Source organism: Archangium gephyra, from assembly GCF_049060025.1.
GTDB lineage: Bacteria > Myxococcota > Myxococcia > Myxococcales > Myxococcaceae > Archangium > Archangium gephyra_A.
On record NZ_JBMEQQ010000002.1, the window covers coordinates 9217850 to 9230358 of the forward strand.

General features: G+C 70.7%; 13 protein-coding genes. 6 read left to right on the forward strand and 7 right to left on the reverse strand.

From position 1 onward, the window contains the following. Positions 1-83 precede the first annotated feature (83 nt). Positions 84-1529, forward strand: a complete 1446-nt coding sequence (locus ACN28I_RS40270; protein WP_420947194.1) for an APC family permease — start codon at positions 84-86, stop codon at positions 1527-1529. Then, entirely contained in the window at positions 1499-2080 is a 582-nt protein-coding gene (locus tag ACN28I_RS40275) for an SAM-dependent methyltransferase (RefSeq protein WP_420947195.1), read from the forward strand. The genes ACN28I_RS40270 and ACN28I_RS40275 overlap by 31 nt, the downstream gene beginning before the upstream one ends. Positions 2081-2085: 5 nt before the next feature. On the opposite strand, the gene ACN28I_RS40280 is transcribed toward ACN28I_RS40275, so the two are convergent. Continuing rightward, on the reverse strand, positions 2086-3834 hold the full coding sequence (locus ACN28I_RS40280) for a two-component system sensor histidine kinase NtrB (protein WP_420947196.1): 1749 nt from the start codon (positions 3832-3834) through the stop codon (positions 2086-2088). 367 nt (positions 3835-4201) lie between these two features. Beyond that, positions 4202-5569 (reverse strand): sigma-54-dependent transcriptional regulator, encoded by a 1368-nt coding sequence (locus ACN28I_RS40285; protein WP_420947197.1) that lies wholly within the window; start codon positions 5567-5569, stop codon positions 4202-4204. Positions 5570-6175: 606 nt separating this feature from the next. On the opposite strand from ACN28I_RS40285, the gene ACN28I_RS40290 reads away from it, so the two are divergent. Beyond that, a complete protein-coding gene (locus ACN28I_RS40290; RefSeq protein WP_420947198.1) occupies positions 6176-7312 on the forward strand; it encodes a DUF4241 domain-containing protein in 1137 nt (378 codons plus the stop codon). Here the strand turns inward: ACN28I_RS40290 and ACN28I_RS40295 are convergent. From ACN28I_RS40295 to ACN28I_RS40305, 3 genes are read right to left on the reverse strand one after another with little or no spacing between them, the layout of a single operon-like run. After that, positions 7304-7516, reverse strand: a complete 213-nt coding sequence (locus ACN28I_RS40295) for a hypothetical protein (protein ID WP_420947199.1) — start codon at positions 7514-7516, stop codon at positions 7304-7306. The genes ACN28I_RS40290 and ACN28I_RS40295 overlap by 9 nt on opposite strands. A gap of 51 nt (positions 7517-7567) precedes the next feature. Next, the gene (locus ACN28I_RS40300) at positions 7568-7936 is read right to left on the reverse strand and encodes an Hpt domain-containing protein (RefSeq protein ID WP_420947200.1); all 369 of its coding nucleotides are present in this window, start codon (positions 7934-7936) and stop codon (positions 7568-7570) included. A 59-nt stretch (positions 7937-7995) separates the two neighbouring features. Continuing rightward, positions 7996-8370, reverse strand: a complete 375-nt coding sequence (locus ACN28I_RS40305; RefSeq protein WP_420947201.1) for a DUF488 domain-containing protein — start codon at positions 8368-8370, stop codon at positions 7996-7998. 159 nt (positions 8371-8529) lie between these two features. On the opposite strand from ACN28I_RS40305, the gene ACN28I_RS40310 reads away from it, so the two are divergent. Continuing rightward, a complete protein-coding gene (locus ACN28I_RS40310; protein ID WP_420947202.1) occupies positions 8530-8976 on the forward strand; it encodes a hypothetical protein in 447 nt (148 codons plus the stop codon). On the opposite strand, the gene ACN28I_RS40315 is transcribed toward ACN28I_RS40310, so the two are convergent. Continuing rightward, positions 8961-10106 carry an ABC1 kinase family protein gene (locus ACN28I_RS40315; protein WP_420947203.1) on the reverse strand — a complete coding sequence of 382 codons (1146 nt, stop codon included), beginning with the start codon at positions 10104-10106 and terminating at the stop codon, positions 8961-8963. The genes ACN28I_RS40310 and ACN28I_RS40315 overlap by 16 nt on opposite strands. A 10-nt stretch (positions 10107-10116) precedes the next feature. Between ACN28I_RS40315 and ACN28I_RS40320 the strand changes: the two genes are divergently transcribed. Beyond that, positions 10117-10299 (forward strand): hypothetical protein, encoded by a 183-nt coding sequence (locus ACN28I_RS40320; protein WP_420947204.1) that lies wholly within the window; start codon positions 10117-10119, stop codon positions 10297-10299. A 114-nt stretch (positions 10300-10413) separates the two neighbouring features. Here the strand turns inward: ACN28I_RS40320 and ACN28I_RS40325 are convergent, their stop codons facing one another. Further along, the gene (locus ACN28I_RS40325; RefSeq protein WP_420947205.1) at positions 10414-11346 is read right to left on the reverse strand and encodes a LysR family transcriptional regulator; all 933 of its coding nucleotides are present in this window, start codon (positions 11344-11346) and stop codon (positions 10414-10416) included. A gap of 35 nt (positions 11347-11381) precedes the next feature. Between ACN28I_RS40325 and ACN28I_RS40330 the strand changes: the two genes are divergently transcribed. Beyond that, a complete protein-coding gene (locus ACN28I_RS40330; protein WP_420947206.1) occupies positions 11382-12371 on the forward strand; it encodes an NAD(P)-dependent alcohol dehydrogenase in 990 nt (329 codons plus the stop codon). Positions 12372-12509 lie beyond the last annotated feature (138 nt).

Sequence of the window (12509 nt, forward strand, 5' to 3'; positions counted from 1 at the left end):
TCGATAGCGGCCGTGTCCGCGGGGCGCATTGCCCCCACTCCGCGACATGTCCATCCCTTCACACATCCAGGGGGCGGACACCCATGACGCGAGAGCCGTACCAGAGGGAGGGGCAGCCGGGCGAGGCGCGCTCCGGGCCGGCGGCGCTCCCCTTGCCAAGTCTGCGCGTCGTGGACGCCGTCGCGCTCGTGGTGGGCATCGTCGTGGGGGCGGGCATCTTCCGGACGCCCTCCCTGGTGGCGCAGAACGCGACGGGCCCGGCCGCCGTGCTGCTGCTGTGGGGCCTCGGCGGGCTGGTCTCCCTCATCGGCGCCATGTGCTACGCGGAGTTGGCCAGCACCTGGCCCCATGCCGGCGGGGACTACCACTACCTGCGCCGGGCACTCGGCGGCTCGTTGGCCTTCCTGTTCGCCTGGGCGCGGTTGACGGTCATCCCCACCGGCTCCATCGCCCTGCTGGGCTTCATCTTCGGGGACTACGCCTCCCAGTTGCTGCCGCTGGGCGAGCACTCCTCCGCCCTCTACGCCGCGCTCACCGTGGTGGTGCTCACCGGGTTGAACGTGGCCGGCATCCAACTGGGCAAGTGGACGCAGAACCTGCTCACGGTGGCGGTGGTGGCGGGGCTGGGGCTGGTCATCATCGCCGGGCTCTTCCTCGCACCCGCCATTCCGGCTCCGGCCCCGGCCGCGGCGGTGGCGTCCGGTGGGACAGGCCATGCCGCCTGGGGCCTGGCCATGGTGTTCGTGCTGCTGACGTACGGCGGTTGGAACGAGGCGGCCTACATCTCCAGCGAGCTGCGCGGGGGCCGCCGCAGCATCGTGTCCGCGCTGCTGTGGAGCATGGTGGCCGTCACCGGCCTCTACCTGTTGGCCAACGCGGCCTACCTGCGGGGGCTGGGCTCCGCGGGCATGGGGCAATCCGAGGCGGTGGCGGCGGACCTCATGCAGCGCGTGGCGGGGCCCTCGGGCGCCCAGCTCATCAGCCTGCTCATCTGCGCGGCGGTGCTCACCTCCTCCAACGCCACCATCCTCATGGGCTCTCGCACCCACTACGCGATGGGGCGGGATTTCCCGCTGTTCTCGCCCCTGGGCCGGTGGAACGCGCGGGCGGGCGCGCCCGTCAACGCGCTGCTGGTGCAGGGCGCCATCGCCCTGGCGCTGGTGGGCGTGGGCTCCATCACCCGGCGCGGCTTCGAGACGATGGTGGAGTACACCGCGCCCGTCTTCTGGTTCTTCTTCCTGCTGACGGGGGTGTCGCTGCTGGTGCTGCGCCGGCGCGAGCCGCACGTGGCCCGTCCCTTCCGCGTGCCGCTCTATCCGCTCACCCCGCTGCTCTTCTGCGCCTCGTGCGCCTATCTCCTCTATTCGAGCCTGGCCTACACCGGGGCGGGAGCGCTCGTCGGTGTCGCGGTGTTGGCCTCCGGCCTGATTCCGCTGGCGCTCATGCGCCGGCGCACGGGCCACCCACGCAGCAACCCCTCAAATGGAGGTCGTAAATCATGGGGATTCGGAAGGCCGCGGTCGGTGTAGCGCTGTTAGGTGTGTTGGGACTCCTGGGCGGCGCCGCGCCGCCCAACCTGGGCCGGGCGGACCTGCCCGAGCGTGCGCCGGACGTGCCGTACGTGCCCACCCCGCAGGTGGTGGTGGACACCATGCTGGAGGTGGCCGACGTGAAGCCGGGGGACGTGCTCTACGATCTGGGCTCGGGAGACGGGCGCATCGTCGTCACCGCGGCGCAGCGCTTCGGTGTGCGCGGGGTGGGCATCGACATCAACCCCGAGCGCATCCAGGAGGCCGAGGCCAACGCGAAGGAGGCGGGCGTGGAGGAGATCACCGAATTCCGGCAGGAGGATCTCTTCAAGGCGGACTTCGGCGAGGCCACGGTGGTGACCATGTACCTGCTGCCGAGCGTCAACAACCGGCTCAAGCCCAAACTGCTGAATGACTTGAAGCCGGGGACGCGCATCGTCTCGCACGCCTTCGACATCGAGGGCTGGGAGCCGGAGCGCGTCGTCGAGGCCGACGGGCGCACCATCTACTTCTGGGTGGTGCCCGAGAAGCAGGGCCGCGGCGCCCAGTAACGGCGTCAGCCCCGGGGCTCCCAGGGGAGCTCGATGGTGAAGGTGGCCCCCTGGCCGGGGCCGGCGCTCGCGCACGTGAGCGAGCCGCCCAGCTCCCCGGCCGCCAGCGCGCTGATGTGCAGGCCGAAGCCGTGCCCGTCCTCCTTCGTGGTGAAGCCCTGCGTGAAGATGCGCGGCAGGTTCTCCGCGAGGATGCCCACGCCGTTGTCGGCCACCTGGATGCGCAGCCGCCCCTCGGGGCTCCGCTCCACCCGGAGGCACATGCGCTTGTCGGGCCGCGGACTGTCGAGCAGCGCGTGCCGGGCGTTGCTCATCAGGTTGATGAGGATCTGCAGCAGCTTGTGCCGGTCCACCAGCACTGGGGGGAGCGAGGTGGCGTAATCGGTCCGCACCTGGATTCCCATCCGCTCGAAGGACACGGTGTGCAGGCGCAGGGCATCGTCCAGGAGCTGGGGCACCGAGACACGCTCCACCACACCCGTCACACGCGCGTGGGCCTGCTGCATGCTCACCACGGCCTTGATGTGCTCCACGTTCTGGTCGAGCATCACCGCTTCGGCCAGCAGTGCCTCCTGCTCGCTGGTGAGGCGCTGGGCGAGGAGCTCCAGGTACTGCGGGAACTGTTGGCCTCGCGGATCCCGCGTGAAGAAGGACGCCAGGTCGTGCACGTGCTCGCGCAGCAGCGTCGAGGCCCTGGCCACGCCGGACACCCGCAGGGCGCGCAGCCGCTGGGAGAGCAGCCCCGCGGACACGGTCACGCTGTTGAGCGTGTTGCCCACGTTGTGGAGGATGCCGTTGGCCATCTCCGCCATGCCCGCCTGGCGTGACACGTCCACCAGGTTGCGGTGCAGCTCGCCCAGCCGCGCCTCGGCCTCCTTGAGGGCGGTGATGTCCCGCCCGAAGAGGGTCATCCCCACCGGACGCCGCCCGGCCCCGAGCAGGGGGCTGAGGTTGATGTCCATCACCCGGGACCGGCCCTCCAACGTGAGATTCAACTGGATGCGGACGTGCTCCCCCTGGAGCGTCCGCCCGGCCCGCTCCTTCCAGAGGGCCCGCTGCTCCGGAGGGAGCGCATCGAAGAGGGACGTGCCCGGCAGGGGCTCTCCTCCGAAGAGCTGGCGGCACAGCTCCGTTCCCGCCTGGTTGAGGGTGAGGATCCGGCCTCCCTTGTCGAGGGAGCACACCGGGTCATCGGTGCTCTCGACGAGGCTGACGAGCTTCTCCTCGCTCTCGCGCAGCGTCCGCAGTGCCTGCTCGAGCGCCGCGTCCGCCTCGTCGCGCGAGGCGAGGAACATCCAGCTCACCAGCCACCCGCACAGGACGAAGAGCGCGGAGTAGAGGTTGAGCGACGAGCCGCCGGGCGGGGGGAAGAAGTACGGGTGGACGAGGCCCATGTTCGCGGCGGTGAGCAGGCTGAAGAACAGGCCCCAGCGCACGCCGAGCAGGTACACGGTCAACATCGGCACCAGCATGGCCATGACGTTCACGGCCACGGCCTGCGTTCCGGTCTTCCAGGACTCGGCGCTCATGGCGGCCGTCACGAGGAAGCAGACGAGCCACGCGTGCACCCGGATGGAGCTGGCCCGGCGCAGCCTCCACAGGGTGACGGCGAAGAGCGCCAGACACGTGAACTGGGTGGTGCCGGTGCGCAACGGGTCCGGGCTCAACCGCACGTAGAACCAGAGGGCCAGGAGGTTGACTACCAGCAGCATCCCGAGGATGCCCACCAGCAACCGGCCGCGGCTGAGCTCCACGGGAGAGCCCTGGCGCAGCGCTTCCGGGAGACACGCGTCGAGCCGTGCGAGTACCCAGGCCCAAGGGCTCTGGGATGAACGCGTGGGCAGGGACGGCTGCGAAGGCCTGGCTCCTCCATGCAGCCCCGCTTCCAGGGTGGACGTGATGGGCATTGGTATGACCCCCCGTGCATTTCCAGTATCCGGAAACGCTGGAGATCAGGAGAACACGGCTGCCCACCGCACGGCGCCCGGCCGCCGCTTTCCGCCCGTGCGGACGTTGATGGCCCAACACGGAGGTGTCTCGGCTCCGTGTCTTGTCAGACGGAGCACACTCCCCACCCGGCTTTTCTCCACGGATGAGAGAAGAGGTATGGGGGAGGGCGGCTCAAGCGCGGGTGCGGGGAATGCCGAGCCGCTGACGCCGCTCCCACAGGGCCTTGCGGCTGATGCCCAGCCGGCGTGCCAGCTCCGTCTCGCCCAGCTTGTCCTGGTGCTCCAGCACGAAGCGGCGGAAGTACTCCTCCAGCGAGTCCGGTGAGGCGCTGCCCTCGATGCCGAGCCCCGGCTCGGGCAGCTCGGGCGTCTCGAAGGCGCCATTGCCGCCGGGCTCCAGCGCGAGCAGCCCGGGGGTGATGACCGGGCCGTCGGCGAGGATGACGGCGCGCTCGATGGCGTTCTCCAACTCGCGCACGTTGCCTGGCCAGGGGTGCGTGGTGATGGCCATGAGCGCCTCGGGCGAGAGCGTCGCGGGCGGCCGGTGGAGCCGCCGGCACGCCTTCTCCAGCAGGTGCTTCGCGAGCGCCGGGACATCCTCGCCCCGCTCGCGCAGCGGCGGCAGTTTGATCTCCACCACGCGCAGGCGGAAGTAGAGGTCCTGCCGGAAGGAGCCCTCCTGCACGCGCTTGGGCAGGTCCCGGTGCGTGGCCGCGATGATGCGCGTGTCCACCTTGCGCGAGCGCGTCGCGCCCACCCGCCTCACCTCTCCGTCCTGCAGCATCCGCAGCAGGCGCGCCTGGGCGGGCGCGGGCAGCTCACCAATCTCGTCGAGGAAGAGCGTGCCCCCGTCCGCGCTCTCCACCAGGCCCGCGTGCGCCGCCTGCGCTCCGGTGAAGGCGCCCTTCTCGTGGCCGAACAGCTCGGACTCCAAGAGGCTCTCGGGAATGGCGGCGCAGTTGACGGCCACCAGCGGCCCGTCGTGCCGGGGGCTCTGCGCGTGGAGGGCGCGGGCCACCAGCTCCTTGCCCGTGCCCGACTCGCCCAGCACCAGCACCGTGGCCGGAGAGGCCGCCACCTTGCGGATGCGCTCGAAGACGTCCCGCATGGCCGCGCAGTGGCCCACGATTCCACCCACCGCGTACACGCGCTCCACCTCGCGCTTCAGCGCGGCGTTCTGACGCGTCAGCCGCCCCTCGCGCAGCACGCGCTCCACCTGCAGCAGCAGCTCGTCGTGGTCGAAGGGCTTGGCGATGTAGTCCACCGCGCCCAGCTTCATGGCCTCCTCCGCCGAGCGCACCGTGGCGTAGCTGGTCATGATGAGCACCGGCACCCCCGGCGCCTTGGCGATGACGTCCGTGCCCGGCGCTCCCGGCAGGCGCAGGTCGCTCAGGATGAGGTCGAACGTGTCCAGCTCGTAGTCGGTCCCGGCCTCGTGCACCGCGCCGGCCTCGGCCACGTCGTGCCCCGCTCGCGTCAGCAGCCGCCGCAACTCGGTGCGGATGATGGGCTCGTCCTCGATGACCAGGAGGCGGCTCATGCGGTGCTGAAACCCCCGGAAGACCTGCCCGTCAGGCTGTCCCGTCACCCCATCCCCTGTCCACTTCCCGGGTGGGGTGACGAGATGCGTCATGGCGGGTCTCCCAGTATCCCCTGGCACGTTGCCTCCAGGGGTGGCATCCGTACCGGAGTCGCAGGGGGAGCTTCTTGGGATTGCTCGAAGGCGTGTTCGTCGTGGCGGTGCACCTGGTCGTGCTGCTCTCGGCGCTCGTGGGCGGATGGCAGCTCGTGATGCTGGGGCTCGCCTACAGGCAGGTGCGTGGGGCCCGGCTGGCCATCGATGACTTCATGCGGCCCGTGCAGGGGAGTGCCCCGCCACCCGAGGCCCGGCCCTACCTCGGCGCGACCCATGAGGCCTTCGCCGCGCTCGGCTGGCGCTTCGAGGGCTTCTACCAGAAAGTGCCGGAGGGCGAGCCCCCGCGGGCCGACTTCTCCCTGTGGCTCTCGCCGGACGGCACGACGCTCGGCGCGACGGTGGCCACCCGCGCGGCGAAGGATCCCGTCGAGCGCACGGTGCTGGTGAGCCAGGACGCCAACGGCAAGGTGCTGACGACGAACGACCTTCCCGGGACGGGGGACCCCTTCGGTGAAGGCTCGTCGATGGCCACCCTGCTGCACGCGGCCCCGTCGGAAGCTCCTGGCCTTCCACCAGCAGCGGCTCCAGGCCGAGGCCCGCGCCCCCCTGCGCACCTGGCAGCCCGGCCAGGTCTTCGAGGCCCTGCGCGAGCTGAGCGAGCGCTCGGTGAAGCTCTGGGAACGGACGGGCCATGCCCGGTGGAAGCCGGAGGCCCCCGGGGAGTACAGCTACACCCGCAGGGGCGCGTGGCGTTATGCGCGGCAGGCCGTGCGCTCGGTGCACGACGTAGGGGCGACCCAACGGGAGCGCTTGAAGCTGCCGAGGCCAGGCTCGCCAGGGGCCAGCGCGACGCGGACCGGACCTCCGCCCAAGGCTCCCGCGAAGCGCTCACGGGCTTCCGGTGCCATCAACGCGGTGGCGCTCGGCGTGTGCCTGTGGTTCGTGGTGCGCTATTGGCGCGAGCCGCCTCCGGAGCCGCCGCGCGCGGTGCCCGCGTTGGGCTCCATCGCGCTCGAGGCGGACGTGGACGCGGCCCTCACCGCTCCGGCCTTCGCGGACGGACAGCGGGCGACGATGGCGGGGCTGGGCGAGGTGACGCTGTACCAGCGGCCGCTGGGGGGATTGCGGCTGACGTCCGGGCGGCTGGTGGCCGAGGATGCCTTCTCGCTGGACTCGCGGCCCTTCGCCGTGACGCTGCCCGCGGGGACGCATCCCGTCTTCCTCACGGTGGCCGAGGAGAATGGGCGGGAGACACCCGTCTGCGCACGGCTCCAGGTGTCGGCGCGTCCGGTGTCTCGCTGGCGGGAGGCGGGGGCCTACGGGGTGGACTCGGGGACGGCGTCCTTCCGGGATGCCGAGGCCGAGGAGCTCATGGCAGAGCAGATGGGGCTCCTCGGGACGGACCACCCGCTGCTGCCGAAAATCCAGGGCCTCCTCTCCAGTGAGCTGGGCGGTGTGGTGGAGCTGGCGCCCGCTCCGGCGGCCAACGTGGCGGTGTTCTCCTCCGCCCATGGCGATGGGGTGTTCCCCACCTGGTTCGGGCTGGATGCCGCGGGGCAGGCCGCCAGCGTCGTCACGTGCTTCGCCGGGCTGCGGCTCACCCACCCGCCGCCTGACGGGCCAGCGCCTTCGGAAGGGTCACGGTGAAGGTGGTGCCGGCTCCGGGCTGAGCAGCGCCAGGCCGAAGTAGGACCAGGAGGTGGCGTAGACGCCGAGCGCCAGGGCATAGGCGAGCGTGTGCTGGGTGAGGCGGTCGGGGATGCGCCCGCGCTCGGCGGCGTCGGTGATGAGGAACAGCACCCGCACGTACGCCTGGGAAGCGATGACGAGGGTGCCGAGCTCGAACGTCATGGGGCGCTCGGGCGCGCGGCTGTCCGCCAGGCCCGGACGTGTGCTTCATCGTCACTCCTGGATGCCGAGCTGTGCCATCAGCAGGGGGCGGGCCTCCGCGTAGGCCTGCTCCACCTGGGCCAGCAGCTCCCCCGCGCCTTGCAGACCCGACTCCCGGGCGAGGTTCTCCAGCGCCTTGCAGTGCTGGCGCACCCGCATCATCCCGAACATCCCGCTGCTCGTCGCCAGGCCGTGGGCCTCGTGTGCGAGCTGGCTGGCGTTCCCCGTGGCCAGCAGCTCCCGCATGCGGACGAGCCGCTGGGGAGTGCGCTCCAGGTACCCACGGGCCATGTCCGCCACCAGGGTGGGCGAGTCCGCGTCCTGAAGCACGCTCAACTTCTCCAGTTGCCGCACATCCATCGCGAGGACCTGCTGCTCCATAGGGCGCGCATTCTGCCCTACCTGGGTCGGGCGGAAAAACTCCCTACCGGGCGGCGGGCCTACTTCGCCCGGGCGGCCTCGATGAGCTCGGCGAGGATGGTGCGGTGGCACGCCTTGTCGATGATGCAGTCCTTGGAGCACATGAGGGTGATGGTCTCTCCGCCATCCACGCGGGCCGCGAGCCCGGCGATCGCCTCGCGCTGGGACTCCATCTCGCGCACGTAGCGCTCACGGTACTCGTCGAGGGAGATGGGCGTCTGGCCCTTGCCCTGGAAGGCGGCGAGGAGCGGCGGACTGGGACCCAGATCCTTCATCCACACGTCCCACGTCTCCTTCGCCTTGGGGAGCCCGCGGGGGCGGAACCGGCAGATCAGGATGCGCAGTCCGTCATCGGGCTCCGCGGGCACGCACCAGCGGCGGGTCTTGATCGGCATCTCCCGGGAACATGGGGTCGGCCCCCGGTCATCCCAGCCACGGACGCCTGCTCCCTCTGGAGGCGGTGGTGGTCACCAGGCCGGCCTCCGCGTCCCCTGGAGCGCGTATGATAGGGACTCGGAGAAGGCTTTTGCTCCACTGGGGGGGGGGCAGTCCGGATGCCCGTCACCTTCGATGATTCACTCTGGCCCCTGCTCATCATCCGTTACCCGGCGACCCAGTCGGACGCGGAGTACGAGGAGAGCCTGAACCGGCTGTCCGGCTTCGTGCTGCGGCGGGAGCCGTACTTCAGCATCATCGACACGAGCCGCATCGGCACGCCGAACAGCACGCAGCGCCAGCGGCAGGTGGAGTGGGACCGGAGCCACAATGAGTTGGTCCGCACGTGGGGGCGGGAAACGGCCTTCATCGTCACGTCGCCCTTCGTGCGGGTGGCCATGAGTCTCTACTTCCATGTCCGGCCCCTGGGCGTCCCGCACGTCATCGTCGCCGATATGAACTCGGCGCTGACGTGGATGGTGGCCCAGATAGAGCGCACCGGTTTCGCGGCCGAGGCCGCGCGCGTGCGCGAGCATCTGGAGTCGCGCGCTCAGCGGCCCGGCTGAGCGTCACGCTCCGCGGTCTTCCCGGTGCGCCGGGCCTCCGCGGCCCATTGGCTCTCGAGGGCGCCCCAATCGGCGACGGCACCGAGCCGGGCGAGCACGGCGTAGAGCCCGAAGCGCAAGCGGAACAGGAACAGGAAGCGCCCGGGAAGCGAGAGCTTCGCGAGGAAGCGCTTGTCGCGGAGGATCTGCTGGGCCTCGAAGCCCGAGCCCGGATGAACGGGGCGGGGGCCGTGCTCGAGGAGGGGCGCGAAGAAGCTGCGCAGGAGGGTGCGGAGCATCGCCAGGCTCCCGGCATCTCCGGGAGGCCGGGCACCGAGCGCCACCAGGGCCTCGCGCATGCCGTGTGCCTCATCCGCGCGGACGACGTCGACGAGCGCCGCGAAGGCGAGCACCGTGGCGGCGTCGAAGGAGCGGACGCAGCCGAAGTCATAGACGACCACGCGGTCGTCCTCGCGGAACGCGTAGTTGCCGGGGTGCGGATCTCCGTGGAACAGGCCGTGCCGGTAGAGCGTGCCGATGTAGAACGAGAACAGGGCGATGCCCATCCGGTCCCGCACCTCCTGGGAGGGATTCGCCGCCAGGAACGCATCGAAGGACTGCCCGGGCATCCAGCGGGTGGTGAGCACGGAGGAGGCGCACCACTCGGGCTCGACGGCGGGGATGAGGATGACCTCGTCCTGGGAGAACAGCCGCGCGAAGGTGGCCTGCCGCTCGCGCTCGAGGGAGAAGTCACACTCCTCGAGCAGCACGGTGCGGGCCTCGTCGATGAAGCCGCGGATGCTGGGGGCGGCGCCCGGCAGCAGCACGCTCGCGAAGGAGGAGCCGGTGCCGGCGGCCCGGAAGTCACTCTGGAGCGCCTCGTCGATGCCGGGGTGACGGACCTTCACGGCCGCCTCGGTGCCGCCGGGAAGGCGGGCGCGGTGGACCTGCCCGATGCTGGCCACGGAGACGGGTTGCCGCTCGAGCCCGGAGAGCAGCGCATCGGCGCGGGGCCCGAAGGCGGCGCGAAGGGCTGCCTCCACCTGGGGGAAGGGGCTGGCGGGGGAGGCCGTCTGCAGGATGGAGAGCAGCTCGCGAATCTCCGGGGGGAGCGTCGGGTCGATGTAGCCGAGCACCTGTCCGGCCTTCATGGCGAGGCCCTTGAGCTTCCCCGAGCCGGGACACGAGCTGGGAGACGGCACGGACATCGGCGGCGCCGAGCCCCTCGCCCTTGCCGCGCAGGCGGCCACCGACGACGGAGAGCGCCAGCCCCGCGGCGCCGCGCCCGGTCTTCCACAGCCGTTCGACGCCCGAGCGGACCACCGGCCGCTCCGTGCCGAGTAGCTGCTCCCGAAGCAACTCCACCAGCTCCTTCTCGTGCATGACGGACCGTCCTCTCGCGGCTTTCCACCGGGCCGCCCGCTGTTCTACCCGAGGGCGGGGGACACGTGCTCTGCTTCACCGCGCCGGGGTGCGCACCCCCTCGAGCGCGCGCTGATGGGGTTTGAAGGCGTCGTAGACGTGGTCCATGAAGGCTCGAATGCGGCTGTTGTTGCGAAGCTCGGGCAGCGTCAGCACCCAGAGATCGCGCGCCTCGTCGGAGAGGCGCGCCCCCACGCGCACCAGCCCTGGATCGGCGTCGCCGTCGAAGCATGCCAGGAAAGTGACTCCCATGCCGGTGGAGACCGCGCGCCGGCGGACCGCGAAGTCGTCGGAACGCAGCGCCACCCTGGCCCCCGGCGCGTTCCGGGCCAGCCAGCCATCGAGCCAATGCCCGTCGGAGCGCTCGTCCGAATGGAGCCACGGAAAGTCCGCGAGCGTGGCACCGGTGCCCACCCGCTCGACGAGTGAACGCGCGGCGTAGGCCTCGAACTGCAATCGTCCGACGCGGCGGCCCACCAGCCCCTCCGCCGGATTGTTGTCCAGACGCAGCGCCACATCGGCCTCGCGGCGGATGAGCGAGACCTGCTCATCGGTCACGCCGAGGGTCACCTCCACCCCCGGATAGCGCTGGATGAAGCTGGAAAACACCTCGGGAAAACCCGCGAACAGGAAGTCCACCGTCGAGACCCGCAGCCGGCCGCGGAGCTCCGCGTCGCGGCCCAGGAGCCGCCCCTCGGCCACGTGGATCTCCGCCTCCAGTCGCACCGCGGTCTCGGCCAGCTCGTCACCGGCGGCCGTGGCCGCGAAGCCCTCTTCGGTGCGATCGAAGAGCCGGACGCCGAGCCGCTCCTCGGCCTCCTTCAGGCGCCGCCCGACGGTGGTCCGGGAGACCCCGAGGGCGTCGGCGGCGCCGGACAGCGTCTTCTCACGGTGGATCGCCAGCACGTAGCGAAGGTCGTCCCAGTCCATGCGCACATTTTTGCACGCTGGCATCCCGGAATCCTTCATTGGGTGCCTGTTTTCGCACGCGTAGGGTGGTCCTCATGAAAACCATCCTGCAGAGCGGTTACGGCGAGCCTGAACGCGTCCTGGTGCAGGGCGAGAGCGACATCCCCACGCCGGGCGACGAGGAAGTCCTCGTCCGTGTGCACGCGACATCGGTGAACACGCCGGACTGCATCGCCACCCTCGGAGTTCCCTACGTGTTGCGCCTGGCAGCGGGCCTCCGTACGCCCGTGTCGCCGGTCCGCGGCTCGGACGTGGCCGGCGTCGTGGAAGCGGTGGGGGCCCACGTCACCGGATTCGCACCCGGCGACGCCGTGTTCGGCTCGGTGTGGACGGGAAGTTTCAAGCGCGGCGCTCCCGGGACGTTTTGCGAATACACCGTGGTCCCGGCGGCGCAACTGGCGCACAAGCCGGCGAAGCTCAGCTTCGAGGAAGCCGCCGGCGCCGTGATGTCGGGCGTGACGGCGCTGGTGGCCCTGCGCGATGTCGCGTGCGTCCGCGCGGGCCAGCAGGTGCTCATCAACGGCGCCTCCGGCGGCCTGGGGACGTTCGCCGTGCAGATTGCCAGGTCCTTGGGTGCCGTGGTCACGGGCGTCTGCAGCACGAGGAACGTCGAGCTGGTGCGTTCGCTCGGCGCCTCCCACGTCATCGACTACACGCGGACGAGCTACCCGGAGCAGGACGCACGCTACGACGTCGTGATGGACAACGTGATGAACCACCCTCCGTCGGTCTCGGCGCGCGTCCTCACTGCGAATGGGGTGTTGCTGCCCAACAGCATTGGCACCCACAAGTGGCTGGGGACGCTGCCCAGCATGGCGTTCGCGGCGCTGTTCAAGTCCAGGCAGTGGCGCTCGACCCAATTCGTCCCGTCGCGCAAGAACCTCGAGGACATCGGCGCGCTGATTCAATCGGGCGCCGTGAGGGTCGTGATCGACGAGACGTATCCGCTCGCGCACGCCGGCAAAGCCGTGGCGCACATGGTGAGCAGGCGCGCGCGCGGACAGATCGTGATCAGCGCCATGTAGATGACCGCATGGGGAGCCCAGTGAAGTGTCGGGCAAGGAGCAGGACAGCCCGGTCCGTGTGACGCGCCCGCCCGCGCGCTCGCGCCTGGCAGGCAGCCCAGCGGGCAGGGTTCTCCTGTCCATCGGGGCCAGGTCACA